This window comes from Virgibacillus alimentarius (assembly GCF_017874635.1).
Lineage (GTDB): Bacteria > Bacillota > Bacilli > Bacillales > Amphibacillaceae > Virgibacillus_B > Virgibacillus_B alimentarius.
Window position 1 is genome coordinate 64,334 of the sequence record NZ_JAGIKX010000006.1, and the last position, 22,266, is coordinate 86,599.

24 protein-coding genes are annotated in these 22,266 nt (G+C 36.5%); 16 read left to right on the forward strand and 8 right to left on the reverse strand.

All coding sequences use genetic code 11. The features are described from left to right. Positions 1-630: 630 nt before the first annotated feature. From J2Z81_RS05820 to J2Z81_RS05835, 4 genes are all read left to right on the forward strand, one after another. Positions 631-1,647: a PTS transporter subunit IIC gene (locus J2Z81_RS05820; RefSeq protein WP_226370904.1), complete on the forward strand. Its 1,017-nt coding sequence runs from the start codon at positions 631-633 to the stop codon at positions 1,645-1,647. A gap of 65 nt (positions 1,648-1,712) precedes the next feature. Next, entirely contained in the window at positions 1,713-2,159 is a 447-nt protein-coding gene (locus tag J2Z81_RS05825) for a nucleoside deaminase (protein ID WP_226370905.1), read from the forward strand. 217 nt (positions 2,160-2,376) lie between these two features. Then, positions 2,377-2,829, forward strand: coding sequence for a DUF2269 family protein (locus tag J2Z81_RS05830; protein ID WP_029267418.1), 453 nt, complete (start codon positions 2,377-2,379; stop codon positions 2,827-2,829). Between the two features lie 156 nt (positions 2,830-2,985). Continuing rightward, positions 2,986-3,516: an HD domain-containing protein gene (locus J2Z81_RS05835; protein ID WP_029267416.1), complete on the forward strand. Its 531-nt coding sequence runs from the start codon at positions 2,986-2,988 to the stop codon at positions 3,514-3,516. Between the two features lie 109 nt (positions 3,517-3,625). Here the strand turns inward: J2Z81_RS05835 and J2Z81_RS05840 are convergent, their stop codons facing one another. Both J2Z81_RS05840 and pepT read right to left on the reverse strand, forming a co-directional pair. Then, positions 3,626-4,645 (reverse strand): M15 family metallopeptidase, encoded by a 1,020-nt coding sequence (locus tag J2Z81_RS05840; RefSeq protein WP_029267414.1) that lies wholly within the window; start codon positions 4,643-4,645, stop codon positions 3,626-3,628. A 99-nt stretch (positions 4,646-4,744) separates the two neighbouring features. Then, positions 4,745-5,980 carry a peptidase T gene (gene pepT, locus J2Z81_RS05845; protein ID WP_029267412.1) on the reverse strand — a complete coding sequence of 412 codons (1,236 nt, stop codon included), beginning with the start codon at positions 5,978-5,980 and terminating at the stop codon, positions 4,745-4,747. A gap of 123 nt (positions 5,981-6,103) precedes the next feature. On the opposite strand from pepT, the gene J2Z81_RS05850 reads away from it, so the two are divergent. Together J2Z81_RS05850 and J2Z81_RS05855 are read left to right on the forward strand one after the other, a co-directional pair. Beyond that, positions 6,104-6,940: a sulfurtransferase gene (locus J2Z81_RS05850; RefSeq protein ID WP_029267410.1), complete on the forward strand. Its 837-nt coding sequence runs from the start codon at positions 6,104-6,106 to the stop codon at positions 6,938-6,940. Between the two features lie 3 nt (positions 6,941-6,943). Beyond that, positions 6,944-7,519 carry a DNA-3-methyladenine glycosylase I gene (locus tag J2Z81_RS05855; protein ID WP_029267408.1) on the forward strand — a complete coding sequence of 192 codons (576 nt, stop codon included), beginning with the start codon at positions 6,944-6,946 and terminating at the stop codon, positions 7,517-7,519. An 83-nt stretch (positions 7,520-7,602) separates the two neighbouring features. Here J2Z81_RS05855 and bioB read toward each other — a convergent pair whose 3' ends face one another. Further along, the gene (bioB, locus tag J2Z81_RS05860; RefSeq protein ID WP_029267406.1) at positions 7,603-8,595 is read right to left on the reverse strand and encodes a biotin synthase BioB; all 993 of its coding nucleotides are present in this window, start codon (positions 8,593-8,595) and stop codon (positions 7,603-7,605) included. A 20-nt stretch (positions 8,596-8,615) separates the two neighbouring features. Next, positions 8,616-9,215: a biotin transporter BioY gene (locus J2Z81_RS05865; protein ID WP_029267404.1), complete on the reverse strand. Its 600-nt coding sequence runs from the start codon at positions 9,213-9,215 to the stop codon at positions 8,616-8,618. A gap of 199 nt (positions 9,216-9,414) precedes the next feature. Here J2Z81_RS05865 and J2Z81_RS05870 point away from each other — a divergent pair, with 199 nt between their 5' ends. From J2Z81_RS05870 to J2Z81_RS05915, 10 genes are all read left to right on the forward strand, one after another. Next, positions 9,415-10,239 (forward strand): aldo/keto reductase, encoded by an 825-nt coding sequence (locus J2Z81_RS05870; RefSeq protein WP_029267402.1) that lies wholly within the window; start codon positions 9,415-9,417, stop codon positions 10,237-10,239. A gap of 140 nt (positions 10,240-10,379) precedes the next feature. Beyond that, positions 10,380-10,673 (forward strand): CotD family spore coat protein, encoded by a 294-nt coding sequence (locus J2Z81_RS05875; protein ID WP_226370906.1) that lies wholly within the window; start codon positions 10,380-10,382, stop codon positions 10,671-10,673. 143 nt (positions 10,674-10,816) lie between these two features. After that, positions 10,817-11,863: a type 2 isopentenyl-diphosphate Delta-isomerase gene (gene fni, locus J2Z81_RS05880; RefSeq protein ID WP_226370907.1), complete on the forward strand. Its 1,047-nt coding sequence runs from the start codon at positions 10,817-10,819 to the stop codon at positions 11,861-11,863. Between the two features lie 127 nt (positions 11,864-11,990). After that, positions 11,991-12,848: an MBL fold metallo-hydrolase gene (locus tag J2Z81_RS05885; RefSeq protein WP_029267395.1), complete on the forward strand. Its 858-nt coding sequence runs from the start codon at positions 11,991-11,993 to the stop codon at positions 12,846-12,848. A gap of 106 nt (positions 12,849-12,954) precedes the next feature. Continuing rightward, on the forward strand, positions 12,955-13,680 hold the full coding sequence (locus tag J2Z81_RS05890) for a DsbA family oxidoreductase (RefSeq protein WP_029267394.1): 726 nt from the start codon (positions 12,955-12,957) through the stop codon (positions 13,678-13,680). Positions 13,681-13,902: 222 nt separating this feature from the next. Continuing rightward, positions 13,903-14,856 carry an ABC transporter permease gene (locus J2Z81_RS05895; protein ID WP_029267392.1) on the forward strand — a complete coding sequence of 318 codons (954 nt, stop codon included), beginning with the start codon at positions 13,903-13,905 and terminating at the stop codon, positions 14,854-14,856. After that, positions 14,846-15,796 carry an iron chelate uptake ABC transporter family permease subunit gene (locus J2Z81_RS05900; RefSeq protein WP_029267390.1) on the forward strand — a complete coding sequence of 317 codons (951 nt, stop codon included), beginning with the start codon at positions 14,846-14,848 and terminating at the stop codon, positions 15,794-15,796. Before J2Z81_RS05895 ends, J2Z81_RS05900 begins: the two co-directional genes overlap by 11 nt. Further along, a complete protein-coding gene (locus J2Z81_RS05905; protein ID WP_029267388.1) occupies positions 15,790-16,545 on the forward strand; it encodes an iron ABC transporter ATP-binding protein in 756 nt (251 codons plus the stop codon). Before J2Z81_RS05900 ends, J2Z81_RS05905 begins: the two co-directional genes overlap by 7 nt. A gap of 330 nt (positions 16,546-16,875) precedes the next feature. After that, positions 16,876-17,823 (forward strand): siderophore ABC transporter substrate-binding protein, encoded by a 948-nt coding sequence (locus J2Z81_RS05910; RefSeq protein ID WP_226370908.1) that lies wholly within the window; start codon positions 16,876-16,878, stop codon positions 17,821-17,823. Between the two features lie 230 nt (positions 17,824-18,053). Then, positions 18,054-18,767: a SurA N-terminal domain-containing protein gene (locus tag J2Z81_RS05915; protein ID WP_029269645.1), complete on the forward strand. Its 714-nt coding sequence runs from the start codon at positions 18,054-18,056 to the stop codon at positions 18,765-18,767. 316 nt (positions 18,768-19,083) lie between these two features. On the opposite strand, the gene hisC is transcribed toward J2Z81_RS05915, so the two are convergent. From hisC to hisA, 4 genes are read right to left on the reverse strand one after another with little or no spacing between them, the layout of a single operon-like run. Next, positions 19,084-20,148, reverse strand: coding sequence for a histidinol-phosphate transaminase (hisC, locus tag J2Z81_RS05920; protein ID WP_029269643.1), 1,065 nt, complete (start codon positions 20,146-20,148; stop codon positions 19,084-19,086). Then, positions 20,141-20,782, reverse strand: coding sequence for a bifunctional phosphoribosyl-AMP cyclohydrolase/phosphoribosyl-ATP diphosphatase HisIE (hisIE, locus tag J2Z81_RS05925; RefSeq protein WP_390337468.1), 642 nt, complete (start codon positions 20,780-20,782; stop codon positions 20,141-20,143). The genes hisC and hisIE overlap by 8 nt, the downstream gene beginning before the upstream one ends. Further along, entirely contained in the window at positions 20,782-21,543 is a 762-nt protein-coding gene (gene hisF, locus J2Z81_RS05930) for an imidazole glycerol phosphate synthase subunit HisF (RefSeq protein ID WP_226370909.1), read from the reverse strand. Before hisF ends, hisIE begins: the two co-directional genes overlap by 1 nt. Then, the gene (hisA, locus tag J2Z81_RS05935) at positions 21,540-22,253 is read right to left on the reverse strand and encodes a 1-(5-phosphoribosyl)-5-[(5-phosphoribosylamino)methylideneamino]imidazole-4-carboxamide isomerase (protein ID WP_029269637.1); all 714 of its coding nucleotides are present in this window, start codon (positions 22,251-22,253) and stop codon (positions 21,540-21,542) included. Before hisA ends, hisF begins: the two co-directional genes overlap by 4 nt. Positions 22,254-22,266 lie beyond the last annotated feature (13 nt).

The window sequence follows — 22,266 nt, forward strand, 5'->3', positions numbered from 1 at the left end:
AAGCAATAAAGCGACAATTTTCTAAAAAACTTGTCATAAGAAATAAGTCACGTAATAATAGAAAATAGTATGAAGATAATTAGGATGGGATTAAAAGACCTGCGGTAGTATGTCAAGTGAAAATTAAATAGTTTTTTAGTTATCAAGGTACAATTTGCTTAAAAAAGGCAACACTAACCAACTCCAGTAAATATATGTAAAACACTAGAAATTATTCATAGGATTAGAAGCTAATTATGCTTCATGTATTGACGCTCCTTTGGGCCGTGTAAATTAGTTCTTTGATTTGTTTCTCAAATGTGCGAATTATGCCCCAAATGATCCTAAGACCATTTTCTAGGAATATCCCAGAGCGTCCAAGAGATTGATATGTGACTTAGGTGATTAATGTTTTTATGAAGGCATGCACAAACTGAGTTACCTTGAACGAAAGGCGACGACTCCAGTGGGAATAGCATGAGTCTTGAGACCCCACAGCGCACGATTTTTGTGAGCGAGGAGGGCTCAAGCCAGTCCGCCTGTAGTGAAAGGTAACGGAGTTATAACAGCTTGTATCATTCATAAATGAATCAGATCAAATAGGCAGAAAACAATGCCTAAATATACTATACGAGGAGAGGAGGAATATGCTTGAAGGATTTTTTACATAAAAAGGGAGTCTCTTTATCGCTAAGAGAATACTTTATTACTGCCCTGAGTTATATGGCACTTGGTTTGTTTTCCTCTTTAATCATTGGGTTAATTATTAAAACAGCCGGTGAACAATTAGAAAGATCATTCCTTATCGATATGGGAAGCTTTGCAATGGAAACGAAGATTATGGGAGGTGCGATAGGTGTAGCCATTGCTTATGGTTTAAAGGCTCCGCCGCTTGTATTATTGTCTACTTTATATGCTGGTGCATTTGGTGCAGAATTAGGCGGACCTGCAGGAAGCTATGTGACGACTTTACTTGCTTGTGAGATTGGTAAAATCGTCTATAAAACGACCCGAATTGATATTTTAATCACCCCATTTGTAACTATTTTGGTAGGCTATTTAACAGGAACATTTATAGGACCACCGATTAATACATTTATGGTTTGGTTCGGAGAGATCATTAATTGGTCAACCATGCAACAGCCATTTATTATGGGAATACTGGTTGCTGTACTAATGGGATGGGGATTAACGGCCCCAATTTCCAGCTTGGCTATTGCAATTATGCTATCTTTAGATGGGCTTGCTGCTGGGGCTGCTACTGTTGGTTGTGCAGCACAAATGGTTGGATTTGCGGTGATTAGTTACCGTGACAATGGAATAGGTGGATTTTTGGCTCAAGGAATTGGGACATCCATGCTACAAGTTGCCAATATTTTAAAAAAACCCATTATTATTCTGCCTCCAACTATTGCTGGAGCTATTTTGGCGCCTTTTTCCACCGTATGGCTCGGGCTGGAAAACAATGCCTTAGGCGCAGGAATGGGAACAAGCGGATTTGTTGGGCAAATTATGACCTTTGAATCGATGGGTTTTTCGATGAATGTATTATGGAGTATGATCATTTTACACATGATTGCTCCAGCGTTCATTAGCTGGATTATTGCATTTGGATTCAGAAAAAAAGGATGGATTAAGCCAGGAGATATGAAGATAGAGTATGAATAATCATTTGTCTAAAGCCTTTCTTCCTTGTAAAATAATGCTAATAATAGGAATGTGGGGGGCTCATATTGGATAAATTCATGGAACGAGCAGTACAATTAGCTTTTGATAATGTGCAGGATGGTGGACAACCCTTTGGAGCAGTTCTGATGAAAGACAATGAAATTTTCACTGAGGGAGTAAATGAACTGCATAAAACACATGATGTAAGTGGGCATGCGGAATTGCTAGCTATTCGTCGTGCGCAAAGAAAACTTAAGACCGATGATTTATCTGCATATACGATGTATGCTAGTGGAGAGCCCTGTCCCATGTGTCTGACTGCAATGTATTTTGCGGGGATTGAAATAGTATACTATTGTGCTTCGATCGAACAGGCAGCACAATCGGGATTAGGCAAATCGGCAATGATTTATAAAGAGTTGCAGCGAGAAAGACTTGAGCGTTCTATTAAAATGGAACATATGCCTTTAAAAGATGGACAAGAAGACCCGATGAAACTGTGGAGGAAGTAAAAGAAAGGCTGTCTCATAGCAAGCGAACAGAGACAGCCTCTTATTTGTGTTATTTTTGAGGTTGAGATAATGAAAATTGCTACATTCCTTTAAAAAATAAAAAGCCATCATTTTGTTAAAAAGTCCATGGGAAATGTGGAAAACATCACAACGTGAATAAGACAAAATCATGTATGGTCATAGGGACACGGGTGAAATTAATTTGGAGGTTAACAAAATGTCATTTTACGATTATCTTGTCTTTATTCATGTTTTTTCAGCTATTATAGGAGTAGGTCCGGGGTTTGTTATGACTTATATTGTTACAAAAGCATCTAACATGACAGAATTGAAACATGCTTATAGACTTAGAAAACGTATACATGTATTCATTATGATAGGAGGAGCACTCTTATTAATTACAGGAATATGGATGGGGTTGATGAATACCTATTTATTTCACCAGGGCTGGTATATTATTAGTTTCATTCTTTTTATGATTGTACTTGGCTTCGGACCTGCGTTGCTAGCCCCAAGGTTAAAACCGATAAAAGAGATTCTAAAAAGATACCGGGGTGAAGAAATACCTGAAAAATATTATCATTTGTCAAAACAATTATTTTTGTATGAACGCATTACAAATTTAATATTAATTGTGATCATCGCATTAATGATATTAAAACCATTTTAATTAAATTTTATTGCCGAAAAAGACAATCGCTTGTTGCAAAAGAAAATAGATCATGCTATATTTTTAAACAATATATTTTTAGTTAATGGGGTAGAATTCCCTCACTATCGAGGATTTGTTTCAACAAATGAAGGTAAGTGAAAGGAGTGCTTAAAGATGAAAAATGTAACATTGGAGCAAATTTTTTTGCATCCCATTACACAGAAGTATTTAAAGCGTTCCGGAGTTGCCCATGCAATAGCCGTGGCAGAAAACGCCTTTATGTTTGCGAAAAAGTACCGTATTAATCCAGACCATGCGGCAAAGGCAGGATTGCTTCATGATGTTGGTCACTTTACATGGTATCGAAATGGTGAGTGGGATTATGATTTGTATAAAGAAAATGATATTCATGCGATTAAAGGAGCTAGCCGTGCGCACAAATTGTTGATTCGAATAGGTGAAGACCGGCATGCGGCTAAAGAAATCGCGGTTGCAATTCTATTGCATACGGACTCCTACTTGCCAGCCGGGGAGTTAAAATTAACGCCATTGCAGCAGGTCGTCACATTAGCAGATGAAGCGGATGAAGAGGATGGAGGAAGTCATCATTACAGGAAAATTGACAGTGATCAGGCATTAGAATGTATTCGTGCACTAGATAAATGTATTGCAGAAGAAAAGAATTTATCTCAAAAAATTGTGTGAGAATCACTTCTCACGCAATACATAACACGGCTCCTGTTTTTACATAGATAGAAAAAAAGTAGAAGATAGTACATCCCCTACTTAAACGAATGAAAATGATTATAGATTACTAGTTTGTGATTTTTTCTATATATTCTTCTAATGTTAACTCATTAATCATGATTTCTTTGGCTGCTTTTTTGCCGACATAACGTATATGCCATGGTTCGTATTGGTAGTTTGTAATATCTTCTTTTCCTTTCGGATAACGGATAATATATCCATAATCTGCTGCGTGCTGTTGAAGCCATTTACCTTCCTCTGTCTCCCCAAATTCTATGATTAATTGATTTTCAATACTTGGTGTTGTTACATCCATTGTTAAACCAGTCTGATGTTCACTTTCACCAGCTCTTGCACTAAAATTGTTTGCAGCTTCTTTACCATGTTCTTGTGAATTAGATGCAAAAATAGCTTCCTGTCTTTCAAACGATCTATACCCTGATTGCGCAACTAAATCCAGCCCTGCTTCCTCACTAGCCTCAAACATTTCTTCTAAAGCCTTTGCAGCAACTTTCCTCATTTGTTTTTTTGGCAAATCTTCCGTAAAAGGGAAAGGAATATCTGGTACAACGAGATCCACCGGTGTGTAGTCTGCAGGCAATGCACTTTGTTTATTTACAACGGATAAAATTTCATATGGGTTTGCTACCGTTTTATCCTTTGCACCGCTGTCCTTTTCAGGCTGTTTAAGTCCTGATCCTGGATTTATTTCTTGCTTATCTTTAACAGCTTTATTAATGGCTTCTTTTGTATCCATATCATATATACCGGTTATATCGAGATCATCCAGCTGTAGTTGGATATCCGTAATTGCCCAAGTGGTTTCTGCATCAAATTTTCCATTTGCTTCAATTGGATAGTTGATTTCTTTCAAAGCCGCTTGGAGATGTTGAACAGATTTATCTTGATCTCCCTTTTGCAGCGTTTTATCAGGTAGATCTTGCTTTTCGTTTTTGTTTAATTCCTCCGCAGTTGTACGAGAGTCTGTATGATTCTCTTCGTCCGTACTATTGGCTGGGCTACTGCATGCAGTGATAAATAAAAGCGATGCAGCAAGGATAAACATCTTCAAACTTTTCGTAGACATTGTTTCTCGCTCTCCGATCAAAATTCATGTAGAATGATAGTTTCTTTTTCATTTCATAGGTTATATTTTCTCATTAGTTGCTGCAAGAATCAATTATTGTTAATACTCTTTTTTAGCAAATAATTGACAAATCTCTATAATAACGTTTGTTGCTTTTTCCATATTATCAACGGAAATATACTCAAACTTTCCGTGAAAGTTTTCTCCTCCTGTAAAGATGTTAGGTGTTGGAAGTCCCATATAAGAAAGCTGTGAACCATCTGTACCTCCGCGAATTGGTTGTACAATGGGACGGATGTCCAAATTTGTCATCGCTCGATGGGCAATATTAACAATTTCTTTAACAGGTTCAATTTTTTCACGCATATTATAATACTGATCGACCATTTCTAAGTGGACGCATGTTTCATTATATTTCTCTTTAATGTCATTCACAAAGTTTTCCACCAACTGTTTTCTTTTGGCAAATTTTTCTTTATCAAAGTCACGTATAATATAAATTACTTCCGCCTTTTCAACATCACCGTTTACGGCCATTAAATGAAAGAATCCCTCATAGGATGAAGTATGTTCAGGTGTCTCCAGCTCCGGGAATTTGCTGATAAATTCAGCAGCTATTTTCCCTGCATTAATCATTTTATCTTTTGCTGTACCAGGATGAACACTGTTTCCTTTAAAGGTTACACGAGCAGCTGCAGCATTAAAACTTTCATACTGTAATTCGCCAAGTGGTCCACCGTCAACGGTATACGCGTATGAAGCATTGAAACGGCTTACATCAAATTTATGCGGACCCCGGCCAATTTCTTCATCCGGAGTAAAGGCGATGCGAATCGGTCCATGTTTAATTTCTGGATGATTAATCAAATAGGCCATCGCGGTCATAATTTCAGTAATCCCAGCTTTGTTATCCGCTCCAAGTAAAGTTGTCCCATCGGTTGTAATCAATGTGTGCCCTTTGTATGTAGGTAATTCAGGAAAATCAGCTGCTGATAAAACAACATCCAATTCTTTATTTAGTACAATGTCATTCCCATCAAAACTTTCTATTACCTGTGGTTTTACATCTTTACCTGTGAAATCGGTTGCGGTATCCAGGTGTGCTAAAAAGCCAATTGTTGGTACGTTTTTATCTGTATTTGAAGGAAGTGTAGCCATCACGTATCCATAATCATCCATGGACACATCCCGCATACCAATTTCCTTCAGTTCGGCTATCAGCACTTTGGCCAGTTCCAATTGTCCTGGTGTAGAAGGTGTATTATCATTATCATCATTGGATTGTGTATCGATTTTCGCATATGTAACAAAACGGTCGATAAGTTCTTTTTTCATGATAACAACTCCCATTATAATTTATCTCTATCGTATCATATCGAGTTGTTTTTCTATATAGAATGTTCTTTAAGATGTATGATGGAAGAAGAAAATAACATTGAAATAAAATGGAGGGATTTCATGTCTTCTATTATAACGGTTGATCGTTTGAAGCGACGATTACAAAATGATCAAAACAATACGATGATTATTGATGCCCGTTTTCAATTAAATGATCCAGATGCAGGGAGAAAGGCTTATTTGGATGGGCATATTCCAGGTGCAGTTTATTTGGATCTAGATAAGGATTTATCAGGAAGAATTGCGAAACATGGAGGGAGTCACCCCTTACCAGATATAGATACCTTTGTTGCAAAAATAGGTCATATTGGAATTGACAATGACACTACCGTAGTTGTTTATGATCAGCACAATGATATGTTCGCTGCAAGATGCTGGTGGCTGCTCCATTATATTGGACATGAAAAAGTATATGTGCTTGAAGGCGGTTATAACGAGTGGATAGCAAATGGCAATGAAGTGACAACTGATCTCCCTAAACTTACGGCGAAAGAATTTAAACCAGCGTTGCGTACGGATGAAGTAGTTGATATACAAGACGTAAAGGAAAAAAAGGAGGAAACAGTTCTCATTGATTCCAGGGCTAAAGATAGATACTTAGGTCAACAAGAAACAAGGTATAAGCGGGCAGGCCATATTCCGGGCGCAAAAAACTATTTTTGGAAAGATGTTTTAACAAATCACGGAAAATGGAAAAATAAGGATGAATTAGATCGTCATTTTGAGCAATTAGATAAGGACAATGAAGTTATTGTGTCATGTGGGTCTGGGGTATCTGCATGTCCAAACATCATGGCTTTAAAAATAGCTGGTTTCCAGAATGTTAAATTATATCCTGGTAGCTTTAGTGATTGGATCTCCTATGATGAAAATAAAATAGAAACAAAGGAAGAGTAGACGATGCGAAACAAGCGTTGTGCGTGGGTAACAGAAGACCCACTTTATATCAAATACCATGATGTTGAATGGGGTATTCCAACTCATGATGATCAAAAGCTTTTTGAAATGATCACACTTGAGGGTGCGCAAGCTGGATTAAGCTGGATAACAATTTTAAAGCGTAGGGAAAATTACCGGACTGCTTTTGATAATTTTGATCCAAAGACTATAAGTATGTATAGCGAGGAAAAAATACAAGACTTACTGCGGGACGAAGGGATTATCCGCAACAAACGCAAGGTTCGTTCTGTTATTACGAATGCGCAAGCTTTTTTACGCATTCAAGAAGAGTTTGGCAGCTTTGATCATTATATTTGGCGGTTTGTCGGCGGGGAGCCCATTTTAAATAACTGGGAAACCCATGATGAAGTGCCTGCTTTGACAAAAGAATCAGAGCAAATGAGCAAAGATCTAAAAAAGCGGGGCTTTAAATTTGTAGGACCAACGATCTGTTATGCGTTTATGCAAGCAACAGGGATGGTCAATGATCATACAAAAGATTGTTTTTTATATCATAAAAAGAAAAGTAATCCATAGTAAAAGAATAGAAGAAGAGAGGTTGTTTCATTTTAAATGGCTCAACCTCCCTTCTTATAAGAACACCTCACTATATCTTGCTTTTATACGGGGATGTCACTGGATTCATAATCAATTTCAAATCCCATGTCTTTAAGCATTTGATGGTCTCTCGTACCTTCTTGACCGGCAGTTGTTAAATAGTCTCCAACAAATATGGAGTTAGCTGCATATAAACTTAAAGGCTGCAGTGTTCTGAGATTAACTTCCCGGCCACCAGATACTCTGATTTCTTTCGTAGGATTCATAAAACGGAATAATGCAAGTACTTTTAAACAATACATAGGGTTAAGTTCATTTGTCCCTTCTAGCATTGTTCCGTCAATAGCATGCAGGAAATTAACTGGGATAGAATCGGCATCTAAATCTTTTAGAGCTAACGCCATATGTACGACATCAAGTTTGGACTCTTTCATACCGACGATAACGCCTGAACAAGGAGAGATCCCCGCTTCTTTTGCCTTATTGACTGTAGCAACACGATCTTGATACGTGTGGCTTGTTGTAATGTTGGCATGATGGTTTTTAGAGGTATTAAGATTATGATTGTACCGATCCACTCCCGCTTCTTTTAATTGAAGTGCTTGTCCAGGTTTTAGTATTCCAAGGCATGCACATATTTTCATGTTATACTGTTGTTTTATTTCCTTAACTGCGGAAATTACCGTGTTTAGCTCGCGATCTGTCGGCCCTCTCCCACTAGCAACAATACAGTAGGTGCCTGAGTTAAGTTTGTGCGCATTTTCTGCTCCTTTAACAATAGAATCCTTATCCATCATTCGGTATTTTTCAATTGGAGCCGATGAATCTCTTGATTGTGCACAGTAACCGCAGTTTTCCGAACAAGCGCCTGACTTTGTATTAATAATCATGTTTAGTTTTACTTTGTTTCCAAAGTGGTGATATCTAACTTTGTAAGCACCATTTAAAAGTTGAAGAATTTCTTCGTTTGGACAATCGAGTATTTCTAAAGCTTCTTCCTCCGAGATCTCAAAACCATCAATAACACTTGTTGCTAACAAATCCCACTTAGACATTATTTTCCACTCCTTTATTATTAAGCAGTATGTCTTTGATTTTTGATTTTACTGCTAATCAATGTAATTTTTTCAAGTCTGTAAGCTAATGAACCCGCAAAAATAGCAAGAAGAATATCTTTTGGCAGCGGTACAATCATCCACAACCATGCCAGTTTATAGGTGAAACCTTCCGGAGCCTCGAACCAAAATAAATAAGCTGCGTACATCCAGTTGGTTCCAAAGATATAGTTGATGGCAGTACCTGTTAGTGCAGCAATAATATACATCGGCAAGGTTCGCTTCTTTTCTGCTATTTTCCCTGCAACATAAGCAATGAGGATAAATGATATAATAAAACCGAATGTAGGGGAGAGAATCATAGCAATTCCGCCTTTAAATTGTGCAAAAATAGGCGCCCCAGCTAAACCAAGCACCATATAAATAAACATGGAAAAGGCTCCTAGCCTGCTTCCCAGAACGATTCCCGCTAATACTGCAAAGAACGTCTGCAATGTGATAGGAACACCCCCAACTACCAGAAATGGTGCAATGGATGTAATATTGGATCCTACTGCTGTTAAAGCAACAAATAAGCTGCCGAGTGTGATGTTCAGAGGTGTCCATTTTGATTTTTTCATTCTAGTTTAACCCCCTTTATCGTTAACCTTAATTTCATATGGTTAACATAAATATAGATTAACATATAATATTCTTAAAATCACACGTATTTGCAAATTTTTTAAAATAATTTTGATTTTATAAATGTAAAGATTTTCCTACTAGCGCTCTCATATGGTAAACTTAGCCGCAGCTAACGAAAAGAAAGGAAGCGATGCAATGCTATACATCACTTTAAACAATGCTTTAAAAATGCCTCAACTTGGTTTTGGAGTTTGGCAAGTACCAGAAGAAAAGGTAGCGGTAGTGGTTAAAAAGGCATTAAATGTCGGTTATCGATCAATTGATACGGCAAAGGTTTATGAAAATGAAAGGGGAGTTGGAGAGGCAATAGCTGATAGCCGTATTCCGCGAGAAGAATTATTCATTACTACGAAAGTTTGGAATAGTGATCATGGGTATGAAAATACATTAAAAGCATTTGATTCCAGTTTAGAAAAGTTAGGTCTTGATTATATTGACCTATATCTGATTCATTGGCCAACACCCAAGTATGATGATTATATTGATACTTATAAAGCATTAGAAAAGTTATATAATGACGGCTGTGTAAAAGCAATCGGTCTTTGCAATTTTACAGTTGAACAATTGCAGCGGATCTTAAATGAATGTGACGTAAAGCCAGTTTTAAACCAAGTAGAATGTCATCCCTATCTACAGCAAACTGAACTGAAAGAATTTTGTTTGAAGCATGACATATATGTGGAGGCCTGGAGTCCTCTGCATCAAGGAGGGAAAGCATTAAATGACCCACTAATACAGGAAATAGCAAAAAAGCATGGAAAGACGACAGCACAAGTAATTATCCGCTGGCATCTCCAATCAGGTGTAATAGTCATTCCAAAATCAGTTACCCCAGCGCGCATAGAAGAAAATTTTAACGTTTTTGATTTTGAATTGACTGAAGGAGATATGGGCAAAATAGAAGATCTTAATCGTAATGAGCGTAAAGGCCCTGACCCAAATGAAATGAATATACGATAATAAAAGGCGTGGAGAAATCCATGTCTTTTTTAGCTCATTTTTTACGTCCAAACTTTATTTGCAAACGATGAACTAGGTATTTGAATGATAAAGAGATGAATAAGCTAATTGTAACCCATCATAAGAAGGGAGGCATATTTATGAGACGACATCGTCATCCTTGGTGTCGGTGTCATAGACCAAAGAGTCCGATTGTTTATCCTGTAAAAGAAAATGTTGTCCTTCATTGTACAGAAGAAACTGTACAACATGTGCATCCTTCACACACAACAATTAAACATCATCATGTTGTAAAAAATGAACATGTATACCCTCATACGACATCAGTTGAAAATTCCACCGAGTCCGTTGATATAAACAAAGGAAATACTTTTTCTCCTCAATCTAGAAATGATGTGGCAGGTGCTATGTATCCAGGTATGAAAAAAGATTGATATAAGCACAATAATTGGTGGTGCTAATATTTTAAGAGCTGGTTAATCATCTCTTAAGTAATATGCTTTGTCCATTACAACGAAGCAAATTATTGGTATGATGTCTGTAGGATTTATAATAGATTAAAAAAGGATGTGTTGATATGGAGGAAGGGATTAATAGGCGTAAGACGGAACATATACGATTATGCCTTGATGATAATGTTGAGGGTGTAAATAAAACAACTGGACTAGAAGGAATTTCTTTTATACATAATGCGCTCCCAGAGATTAACTTTTCTGATATCAAATTAGATACTGAATTTTTATCCAAAAATCTGCGAGCTCCGTTTTTAGTTAGCTCCATGACTGGCGGTTCTGAGCTAGCGGCAAAGATAAATCAAAATTTAGCTCTGGCCGCTGAGGCGAAGGGATGGGCAATTGCACTAGGCTCTACAAGAGCGTTACTGGAAAGTGATGCACATCAGGAATCATTTTTAATCCGTAAACAAGCACCTTCCGTACCATTAATTGCTAACATTGGTGCGGTTCAATTTAATTATGGGTATGGAGCAGAACATTGCCAGCGGATTGTTGATTTAACAGGAGCTGATTCCATTGTCTTGCATTTGAACAGTTTGCAAGAGGTAGTACAAGATGGCGGGGATTTAAACTTTAAAGATCTTTTGCCAAAAATAGAAAAGGTATGTAAGGAATTGAGTGTACCAGTGGGAGTGAAAGAAGTAGGTTTTGGGATTGACGGTACAGTTGCTCGTCAATTATATGATGCGGGAATCAGTTATATCGATGTGGCGGGTGCAGGTGGTACCTCATGGAGTCAAGTGGAAAAGCTCAGGTCCCAAGACGAACTTAAAAAAGGAGCGGCTGAAGCATTTAATAGCTGGGGCATTCCAACCAAGGATTGTATCGTATCTGTTAAAAGCAAGCTTGAGAATACGCCAGTAATTGCAAGTGGAGGGATGAAAACGGGACTAGATGCTGCAAAGGCAATAACCCTTGGGGCTGATATCACCGGATTCGCTCGTCAGTTATTGCAGGCTGCAACTGAATCGGAAGAGGAAGTTATGAGAACAATGGATCAAATTGAATTAGAATTGAAAATGACCATGTTTGGTATTGGAGCCCAAACAATAAAGGAATTAAAAGATACAAAACGAGTCAGCATTATGGGTACCTCATTATTAGAATAGGAATGCTAAAGTTTGCTTTAGCAATGGTTAAAAAATGTTATGAAAAGCAATATTTCGTTTTGAACACGTCCGATTATTTTTCTTTAACCTCCATATACTACTTTAGAATGGAGGTTTTAAATAAGATATGGATAAAAATATGCATGAAAGCAGGGATAGCAGATTTATCCCTATGACGTCGATAACAAGTCGAATGAAAGAAGAAGCAGCAAATGATGTATCTTACTATACAGATCAAATTGTAAACATCTCCTTTATTGGTCACCCAAAGGACGGGAAGTGGGCTTTAGTTGACGCGGGTTTACCCCAATCAGCTGAAGAAATTTACGCAGTAGTAGCTGAACGTTTTGGGGAGGAGAGTAAACCAACAGCAATTTTATTAACGCACGGTCACTTTGATCATGTCGGTGGGTTGGTTGATTTGGTTAAAGAGTGGGATGTGCCTGTCTATGCACATGAATTAGAGTTGCCTTATTTAACTGGAGAAAAAGGCTATCCTGAACCGGATCCAACGGTTGAAGGCGGAATGCTGGCTAAAGTTTCCCCTATGTACCCTAATGAACCGATTAATTTGGGGCAAGCTGTAAAAGCTTTGCCATCAGACCAGAGTGTCCCCGGGTTACCTGATTGGAAATGGGTTCACACTCCTGGACACTCTCCTGGCCATGTCTCCTTTTTTAGAGAAAAAGATGCTATGTTGTTATCTGGAGATGCCTTTATTACTGTTAAACAGGATTCATTTTACAATGTACTAATGCAAACCCCTGAAGTAAACGGACCTCCAAGATATTTAACAACTGATTGGGACGCGGCATGGGAATCAGTAAAAAAATTAGCTGATCTCAATCCGAATACAGTAGTTCCTGGACACGGTGTCATGATGGAGGGAGAAGAACTTAAACAAGGTCTAGTGACGCTCGTAAAAGATTTTAATCATCTCGCCATCCCAGATTATGGGCATTATGTCGATCGCCGAAGTCACTAAAAATATGACTTATGAATTATATTGCTGCACCTCGTTTCTTAAGCACAAAATTATCTATAGCTGGATTGGCTATGCTAAAATACTTACAGAAATGAGGTGTAACAAAATGAAAGTAGATATTTGGTCCGATTTTGTCTGTCCATTTTGCTATATAGGAAAGCGCCGGTTTGAAAAGGCATTAAAAACTTTTAATAAAGATGATCATATAACGATTAAATATAAAAGTTATCAGTTGGACCCATGTGCAAAAAAGAACCCAGAAAAAAGTATCCATGAATTATTAGCAAGTAAATATGGAATGGGTGTAGAAAAAGCAAAAGCTACTAACGCTGATATTGGAAAGCAAGCAGCTGAAGAAGGTTTAAAGTACCATTTTGACACGATGATACATACAAATACATTTGATGCTCATCGCGTTGCTAAATATGCTGAGGCAAATGAAAAAGGTAAGGAAATGACAGAGCGATTATTGAAAGCTTACTTTACCGATACCAGACATATCGCTGATCACGCAACATTAGTTGAACTAGCAGAAGAGGTAGGTTTAAATTCGAAAGAAGTAGCAGCGTTACTCGGTGAAAATGACTTTGCATCACTTGTACGTGCCGAAGAAAGACAAGCAAGGGAAATTGGCGTCAAAGGAGTTCCTTTTTTCGTATTTAATGATAAGTATGCTGTATCTGGTGCGCAACCGACAGAGGTTTTCTTAGACGTGCTTGAAAAGGTATGGATTGATGAAAACAAAAAACCGTTCCTTCATGATCTTAACCCCAAAGATTTAGAAACATCATATTGTACAGGTGAAGGCTGTAAAGTGGAGGAAAATAAATGAACATACGAAAGGTCTTCTTGAATAACTACTCAGAAGGCTTTTTTCATTTGGTCCAAAAATACTATTATTCTAATGATCTATTAAAAAACCGTATGTATTTTATTGAATCTCATTTTTTAATGTGCTATACTCAAATTAAATCTAATTGATAATGAATATCATTATTAATTATAATCATTCAAACATAATAATTATTATTAATTCATTGAGAAGGACATTTTTATGAAAATACGTTACTTAGTTATTGCATTACTAGTTTTATCTTTTACATCTACATTTATAGGTGTGTCTGAAGTATCACCACTTGATATTTTTCACTTAACAGACGATCAGGCGGAAGTGTTGCTTGTTAGCAGATTGCCAAGGCTTTTTAGTATTTTAATTGCTGGCATGAGCATGAGTATTTGCGGGCTGATTATGCAACAACTAAGTAAAAATAAATTCGTTTCTCCAACGACTTCGGGAACGCTGGATTCGGCCCGACTTGGGGTACTTGTTTCTCTAATGATTTTTACTACCGCAAGCCCAATACAAAAAATGTTAGTATCTTTTGCATTTGCGCTTCTTGGTACGCTTGTTTTTATGAAAATTCTAGAAAAGATCAAGTTTAAAGATGCGATATTTATTCCTTTAGTTGGTTTAATGTTTGGGAATATTATAAACTCAATTTCAACATTTTTCGCTTATAAAAATGATTTAATTCAAAATATGACATCATGGATGCAAGGTGACTTTTCTATGATTATGAGCGGAAATTATGAGTTAATGTTTATCAGTATACCTATTCTAATGATCGCCTATTTTTATGCGAATAAATTTACCATTGCAGGTATGGGGGAGGATTTCTCTAGAAATTTAGGTTTAAATTATAGGCAAGTCGTAAACATTGGACTAATTATTGTGGCTCTGGTTACAGCATCTGTTGTTTTGTCGGTGGGAATGATACCGTTTTTAGGATTAATCATCCCAAATATAGTGACAATCTATCAAGGAGACCATTTGAAAAAAAGTTTATTACATACAGCATTGCTAGGGGCTGTCTTTGTTCTAACATGCGATATCATTGGCAGGATTATCATTTACCCGTATGAGATTCCAATCAGTCTGACAGTTGGGGTTATCGGTAGTGGGATATTCATCTATCTGTTAGTAAGGAGACGGAAATATGGGTTATAAAAAGAAGACGATCATCCTGGCAATAATTGCATCAATCTTAGCACTCTTATATGTTTTTTATGATTTAAGTGGAAATATCGGCTATATCTTACCAAGAAGAATTATTAAAGTTGTAGCAATTATCATAACAGGTGGAGCCATCGCATTTTCAACAACTATTTTTATGACGATTACAAATAATCGTATATTGACTCCGAGTGTTATGGGGCTTGATTCATTATACTTACTTATTCAAACATTTATTATCTTTGTTTTCGGGTCAAAATCGCTTGTAATGATGAATAGTAATATTAATTATCTTGTATCTGTAGGGATTATGGCTTTATTTTCACTCATTCTGTTCCGAATTTTATTCAGGGGAGAAAAAAATAATATCTATTTTCTCTTACTAATTGGAATGATCTTAGGGACATTTTTCAGCAGTCTCACTTCCTTTATGCAAGTACTTATTGACCCAAACGAGTTTATGGTTGCGCAAGATCGCATGTTTGCGAGTATTAATAACGTGAATACAGACCTTGTTTATTTATCGATCGCTCTCATGCTGCTTGTTACTTTGTATTATGCACGTTTTAACAAGTACCTTGATGTTTTAGCGCTCGGAAAAGATGATGCTATTAATTTGGGCGTCCCATATGACTATGTTGTTAAACGATTGCTGATCATTGTAGCTATTCTTATTTCAATCGCTACAGCACTAATTGGCCCGATTACGTTTCTCGGTCTTTTAGTTGTTAACGTTGCTTATGAATTCCTGAAAACATTTCGTCATTTTTACCTTATTATTGGATCTATATTAATAAGTATTATTGCTTTGTTAGGTGGGCAATTTATCGTTGAGAAAGTCTTCGTATTTCAAACAACGATTAGTGTCATTATTAACTTTATTGGTGGCGTCTACTTTATATATCTTTTGTTAAAGGAGAATAAATCATGGTAGATATTAAAAGTGTATTTAAAAAATATAATAAAAAGAATGTAGTAGAGGATGTTTCTGTAAAAATAGAAAAAGGAACAATTACTTCTTTTATTGGTCCCAATGGAGCTGGGAAGAGTACATTAATCTCAATGATCAGTCGTCTTATTGCGAAAGATGATGGCGAAATTACGATTGATGGCAAGGATATTACGAAAGCGAAAGGCAAAGATCTGGCAAAGAAAATATCTATTTTGAAGCAGTCCAATTCCATTAATTTAAAATTAACGATTCGTGAGCTCGTTTCATTTGGGCGTTTCCCATATTCTCAAGGAAAATTGAAAAAGGAAGACTGGGAAAAAGTAGATCAAGCGATTGATTATATGGAACTTCGCGATATGCAAGATAAATACTTAGATGAACTCAGTGGTGGTCAGCGTCAGCGCGCACATATTGCAATGGTTATCGCACAAGATACAGAATATATAATGTTGGATGAGCCGCTTAATAACTTGGATATGCGCCATTCTGTACAAATCATGAAAACTCTTCGCCGTCTGGTTGATGAGTTAGGAAAAACAATTGTTATTGTGATTCATGATATTAACTTTGCATCTTGCTATTCCGATCAAATTGTGGCATTGAAAGATGGGAAAATTGTAAAGCAAGGGCCAACATGCGATGTTATCGATGAATGTGTATTAAAAGATATTTATGAAATGGATATCAATATTAAAAACATCGATGACCAACGTATTTGTGTTTATTTCTAACACTAGTAAAATTACATGACTGGATAGGAATGAAGGTTTGTTGTCACTATCAAATAAAAAAAGTTCCCTTATAAAGGAATTAGAGTTTAGCAGTAATTCCAGTATAAAGAAACTCATAAACACACAATATTAATATAACTTATTTTTAATAAATGGTAAATGATTTTGCCTAAAAGGAGTGATGTATTAATAGAATAGATTTTAAAATAAGAACAAGGTAACCATTTGATATTTTTCAAATTTTAAATAGAGGGCAATAGAACTGTAAATTCGGGACATGTAAAACTAGTGTTTATAAATATAAAATTTAATATAAAAGGAGTTAACACGATGAAGAAATTCACATTATTATTAGCTTTGAGTGCTATCATGATACTTATTTCTGCTTGCGGAGCTTCAGGGGAAAAGAATGAAGATAAAGGTAAAGATGACTCCGATAAAGAAACTATTACTGTCAAACATGAACTTGGTGAAACGGAAGTACCAAAAAATCCGGAAAATGTAGTAGTCTTTGATTTTGGTACGTTAGATACATTGGATCAACTTGGTATTGATGTAACAGGAGTTCCACAAGCGACGATTCCAACATACTTAGAAAAATATGGAAGTGAAGATTATGAAAATGTTGGGAGCTTGAAGGAACCGGACTTTGAAAAAATTGCTGAGGTTGACCCAGGGCTAATTATCATTTCCGGAAGACAATCAGATTTATATGATCAATTAAAAGACATTGCACCAACCATTTATCTTGGGGTAGATACTACACGATATATGGACTCATTTAAGGAAAATTTAGCAACAATAGGAGAAATTTTTAATAAAGAAGAAGAGGTTGAGAAGGAATTAGCAGCTATTGAGGATTCGATCGCCGATTTGAAACAAAAGGCTGAATCAAGTGATCAAAAGGCACTTATTATTTTAGCGAATGATGATAAAATTAGCGCATACGGGCCAAACTCCAGATTTGGACTTATTCATGATGTATTCGGTGTTCCAGCTGTAGATGAAAATATTGAAGCTTCTACACATGGTATGAATGTTTCATTTGAGTATGTAACAGAGCAAGATCCTGATTTACTATATGTAATAGACCGAGGAGCTGTTATTGGAGGCGAATCTTCAGCTAAGCAGGTTGTTGAAAATGAGTTGATGAAAAAAACAAAGGTATATAAAAATGATAATATTGTTTATTTAGATCCGAACTACTGGTATCTATCTGGTGGTGGACTTGAGTCCGTGTCAGAAATGATTAAAGAAGTGGATGAAGGTTTAAAATAACTAATGAACGATGAAGGGCAATCCGTATAATGACGGATTGCCCTTTTATGATAAGACTGTGGCAAAAGTAAGGAACATTTAGAGCTATTTGTTATTCAAATGTTAAGTATCGCAGAAAATGCGGTCAGAATAGGCTTTAGGCTATTTTAGCTCTTTTTAGTTATTTGCTATTGCTATAGGAAATGTGTTTGAATTAAGAGGACAAAGTTAAGAAATGAGGGTAAATGGATATGAAAAAAATAATGATGTTAGCTTTAGCACTCAGTATTGCAGTCATTTTAGCTGCATGTGGTGATGATAAAGAAGACGATAAAACAAAAGATGAGAAAACTGCTGGACAAGCACCGATGCAAGAACTGGATATAAGTGACGAGGAAAAGGTGAAGGATGACAAAGTTGTCCTTCATATAAATGGTGAAAAAGTTAAAGGTGATCAATATAATGCAATTTATCCGCAAATCAAAATGCAAGCGACTGGAATGGGCCAAAAGAAAGTGGATAAAAAAGAATTAAAAAAACAAACATTAGAGGCACTGGTAGGCCAAGAATTGCTTAAACAGGAAGTGGATAACAAGGGAATAGAAGTACCTAAAAAGGAAGTCGATAAACAGATTGAAGAATTAAAGTCACAAGATGAGGAACAGTATAAAGCCTTTTTAAAACAATTTCACTTAGATGAAGAGACATTGAAGGATCAATTGGCTTTTGAACTACAATTAAATGAATATGCAGAAAAAGAGTTTAAGGATATTGAACCAACTGACGAAGAAATAAAAGACCAATATAAACAGTTCAAAGCACAGGGACAAGGCGAAGACGTACCAAAATTTGAAGAAGTAAAAGATCAACTAAAAGCACAAATTACCCAAGAGAATAAGGGGAAGGCAATTCAAAAGAAAACAGAAGAATTAAAAGAGAAAGCAGATATTAAAGAGAAAATATAAAGCGGAAAGGCAACCCCTTGATTGCAAAAAAGTTCTCTTGAAGGATGTAAATAAGAAAAGACATTGACCACGTAAGATTTAGCATTTTAATCAGGATAAAAAATAGCAGGGTATATGGAAGTGACCCCAAAAGTTAGATTTCACTCTAACTTTTGGGATACAGTACAAATCCCCTGCTATTTTTTTATGATTTCAAAGGTATGAGCAGCCAAATCCAGTTGGACCACAAGAAAATAGTTTTTTATTCCACTATCGTAGTCCATCCATAAAACAACTGTGCAGACTTGGGATCTAAAATAGAAGCGCTTCTCTTTAATCACCCTTCATCTAGAATAAAAGCTAATTTTGTGAAAAGTAATTTCATTTCTTCATCGGTACCAATTGTAATCCGTAAATAATTAGCGATCGGATCTTTGTCAAAATGACGGACCACAACACCTTCTTGTTTAAGCCTTTCGTATAAATCTTTTGCCTGATGATCATTATGACGGACAAAAAGAAAATTCGCCTGAGAGGGAATGACGTGAAAATGATAATCTTTTAATTCCTTTGCAACCCATTCTCTTGTTTGAATAATTCGCTCGGTTGTTTGTTTGAAATAAGTGTGATCCAGCATTGCAGCTTCTGCACCTACGATTGCTAATCGGTCAATCGGATAGGAGTTAAAAGAGTCTTTTATTCGGGTTAGTGCTTGAATCAATGCTGCATTACCTAGTGCAAAGCCAACCCGCAGTCCAGCCAGAGAGCGAGACTTTGACAGCGTTTGAACAACAAGTAAATTATCGTATGAATTGATCAGGGAAATAGCAGAACCAGAAGCAAAATCAATATATGCTTCGTCAACAACAACGACACATCCAGGGTTATTTTGCACAATTTCCTCAACAGCTCTAATGGACAAATAAACACCAGTTGGAGCATTTGGGTTCGGGAATATCACTCCACCTTCTGATTGGAAAAATTCCTCTTTAGGTAAAGTGAAATCACTATTTAATGGGATTTTTTCAAACGGTATATTAAATAATTTAGAGTAAACAGGATAAAAGCTATATGTGATCTCTGGAAAGAGAATCTTTTTCCCTGGCTCAAAAAATGCCATAAAGGAAAAGGCTAATACTTCATCAGATCCATTTCCCACAAATATATTTTCCTTCTTTACGTCATGTTGCGCCGCAATTGCTTGGCGTAAATGATCAACAGATGGTGATGGATATAATTGTAATTTATGCTCCATTTCTTTTTGAATTGATTTTAGAACATCGGGAGAAGGTGGATAAGGATTTTCATTCGTATTTAATTTTATTATATTTTCCTCATTTAGTTGTTCCCCCGGTATATATGGTTCTGTTCGCTTAACCATGGAACTCCAAAATTTACTCATTTCTATTCCCTTCTTTTTGGATATGCCTTTTATTGAGCTCATCTTTAATGTCCTGGATGGTTACGCCTGAGAGTTCCATCAAAACTAAAGTGTGATAGGTGAGGTCAGAAATTTCCCATGTTACTTCTTGTTTATCTTGATTTTTAGCCCCGATGATTACTTCACTTGACTCTTCGCCAATTTTCTTAAGTATTTTATCAAGCCCTTCCTTGAAAAGATAAGTTGTATAGGAACCGTCTATTGGGTTTTGGCGGCGTTTTTTAATATTTGATACTAACTGGTGAATAACTTCTCTATTTTGAGTCTCCTCTTGATATAGGTTTTGGTGAAAACAGGAGGATTCACCGGTATGACAAGCAGGTCCTAAAGGTTCCACTTGAATTAATAAAGCATCCTGGTCACAGTCATAAGAAATATCTTTTAGCTTTTGTTTATTTCCTGAGGTTGCTCCTTTATTCCAAAGCTCCTGTCTAGAGCGACTAAAAAACCAGGTTTCTTTTGTTTCCACTGTTTTATCCAGAGCTTCATTATTCATATAGGCAAGCATGAGCACTTTTCCAGTTGTGTTATCTTGAACAATTGCCGGAATCAGTCCATTTTCATTAAAAGTTAAATTTGGAAGGTCTACCTTCATCATGTATTCCTCCTCAAGGGAATGTTTTGGTTTATTAAGTAATCTTTTAAATCTGATATTTTTATTTCACCATAATGGAAGACCGAGGCAGCAAGTGCTGCATCTGCTTTTCCTTTTTGGAGGATTGTTGTAAAGTGGATTTCTTCGCCCGCACCACCACTTGCTACGACAGGAATGTTCACTGTCTCAACAATTTTTTGTGTTAATGCGAGATTATAACCTCTTTTTTCTCCATCTCCATCAATCGAATTTACTACAATTTCGCCGGCACCCAATTTTTCACCTGTCATAGCCCATTCAACTGCGTCTATTTTTGTATCTTTTTTACCGCCATTGCTGAACACGTTCCATGTTTCCGCTCCAACTTGTTTAGCATCCATCGCAAAAACAATTTTGGATGTTCCAAATCGTTTTGAAGCTTCCTCAATGATGGAGGGGTTAGTAATAGCAGCGCTATTAATAGACACTTTATCTGCTCCAGCCTGGAGTACAAGCTGAATGTCTTTCAGGGTACGAATACCGCCGCCGACAGTAAAAGGGATGGATGTTACTGCAGCTATTTTTTCAACTAGGTCAATAAAAATGTTTCTATTTTCCGTTGATGCAGTAATATCATAAAAGACGAGTTCATCGGCACCTTCTTCGTTATATTTTTGCGCTAATGCAATTGGGTCTGCAACATCTTGAATATTTTGGAATTTTTTTCCTTTTACTACTCTGCCTTTATCAACATCTAAGCAAGGGATAATTCGCTTCTTCATGCGTTTTCACCCACTAATGACTCAAAAGAGAGTCTGCCATCATATAGTGCTTTTCCTATAATCGCTCCATATAGTTTTGAAGCTTGAAGTTTTTCAACGTCCTGTTTGCTTGAGACCCCACCAGAAGCAATGACATTAATGGATGTGGCTTCATTAATCGTTTGTAATTCTTTGAAATTAGGGCCCTTTAACATGCCATCTTTTAGAATATCAGTGTATACAATTGTTTTTACTCCAATTTGTCTTAATTTCTTTATTAAATCCAATGCTTTAACGGTACTTGTATCCGTCCATCCATCTGTTGCAACATAACCATTTCTTGCATCAACAGAGACAGCAATTGTTTCACCAAAACGGGTTACGGCTTGTTTTAAAAAGTTCAGATCATTAATAGCTGCAGTTCCAATAATAACCCGGTTGACCCCCGCATCTATATAATCTTCAATATTGTTCATTGTGCGAATACCACCTCCAACTTGGATGGGAATGGAGGCTTGCTGTGCGATTAATTTTATAACGGGTCTATTGATTGAGTTCCCCGTTCTAGCCCCATCCAAATCAACGATATGCAAAGCCTTGGCACCTTTATTAATCCATCTTTTAGCAATTTCGGTCGGGGAATCACTATAAATTTTTTCTCTATTATAATCACCTTGAACAAGGCGGACACATTTCCCATTTCTTATATCAATTGCAGGTAAAAGAATCATCATTTTAACTCCT

What these genes read in the sequence shown, in the direction of transcription:
- J2Z81_RS05830 (WP_029267418.1), top strand. Translation starts at nt 2,377, where the DNA reads ATGTCATTTTACGATTATCTTGTCTTTATTCATGTTTTTTCAGCTATT.
- J2Z81_RS05835 (WP_029267416.1), top strand. Translation starts at nt 2,986, where the DNA reads ATGAAAAATGTAACATTGGAGCAAATTTTTTTGCATCCCATTACACAG.
- J2Z81_RS05840 (WP_029267414.1), bottom strand. Translation starts at nt 4,645, where the DNA reads ATGTCTACGAAAAGTTTGAAGATGTTTATCCTTGCTGCATCGCTTTTA.
- pepT (WP_029267412.1), bottom strand. Translation starts at nt 5,980, where the DNA reads ATGAAAAAAGAACTTATCGACCGTTTTGTTACATATGCGAAAATCGAT.
- J2Z81_RS05850 (WP_029267410.1), top strand. Translation starts at nt 6,104, where the DNA reads ATGTCTTCTATTATAACGGTTGATCGTTTGAAGCGACGATTACAAAAT.
- J2Z81_RS05855 (WP_029267408.1), top strand. Translation starts at nt 6,944, where the DNA reads ATGCGAAACAAGCGTTGTGCGTGGGTAACAGAAGACCCACTTTATATC.
- bioB (WP_029267406.1), bottom strand. Translation starts at nt 8,595, where the DNA reads ATGTCTAAGTGGGATTTGTTAGCAACAAGTGTTATTGATGGTTTTGAG.
- J2Z81_RS05865 (WP_029267404.1), bottom strand. Translation starts at nt 9,215, where the DNA reads ATGAAAAAATCAAAATGGACACCTCTGAACATCACACTCGGCAGCTTA.
- J2Z81_RS05870 (WP_029267402.1), top strand. Translation starts at nt 9,415, where the DNA reads ATGCTATACATCACTTTAAACAATGCTTTAAAAATGCCTCAACTTGGT.
- J2Z81_RS05875 (WP_226370906.1), top strand. Translation starts at nt 10,380, where the DNA reads ATGAGACGACATCGTCATCCTTGGTGTCGGTGTCATAGACCAAAGAGT.
- fni (WP_226370907.1), top strand. Translation starts at nt 10,817, where the DNA reads ATGGAGGAAGGGATTAATAGGCGTAAGACGGAACATATACGATTATGC.
- J2Z81_RS05885 (WP_029267395.1), top strand. Translation starts at nt 11,991, where the DNA reads ATGGATAAAAATATGCATGAAAGCAGGGATAGCAGATTTATCCCTATG.
- J2Z81_RS05890 (WP_029267394.1), top strand. Translation starts at nt 12,955, where the DNA reads ATGAAAGTAGATATTTGGTCCGATTTTGTCTGTCCATTTTGCTATATA.
- J2Z81_RS05895 (WP_029267392.1), top strand. Translation starts at nt 13,903, where the DNA reads ATGAAAATACGTTACTTAGTTATTGCATTACTAGTTTTATCTTTTACA.
- J2Z81_RS05900 (WP_029267390.1), top strand. Translation starts at nt 14,846, where the DNA reads ATGGGTTATAAAAAGAAGACGATCATCCTGGCAATAATTGCATCAATC.
- J2Z81_RS05905 (WP_029267388.1), top strand. Translation starts at nt 15,790, where the DNA reads ATGGTAGATATTAAAAGTGTATTTAAAAAATATAATAAAAAGAATGTA.
- J2Z81_RS05910 (WP_226370908.1), top strand. Translation starts at nt 16,876, where the DNA reads ATGAAGAAATTCACATTATTATTAGCTTTGAGTGCTATCATGATACTT.
- J2Z81_RS05915 (WP_029269645.1), top strand. Translation starts at nt 18,054, where the DNA reads ATGAAAAAAATAATGATGTTAGCTTTAGCACTCAGTATTGCAGTCATT.
- hisC (WP_029269643.1), bottom strand. Translation starts at nt 20,148, where the DNA reads ATGAGTAAATTTTGGAGTTCCATGGTTAAGCGAACAGAACCATATATA.
- hisIE (WP_390337468.1), bottom strand. Translation starts at nt 20,782, where the DNA reads ATGAAGGTAGACCTTCCAAATTTAACTTTTAATGAAAATGGACTGATT.
- hisF (WP_226370909.1), bottom strand. Translation starts at nt 21,543, where the DNA reads ATGAAGAAGCGAATTATCCCTTGCTTAGATGTTGATAAAGGCAGAGTA.
- hisA (WP_029269637.1), bottom strand. Translation starts at nt 22,253, where the DNA reads ATGATTCTTTTACCTGCAATTGATATAAGAAATGGGAAATGTGTCCGC.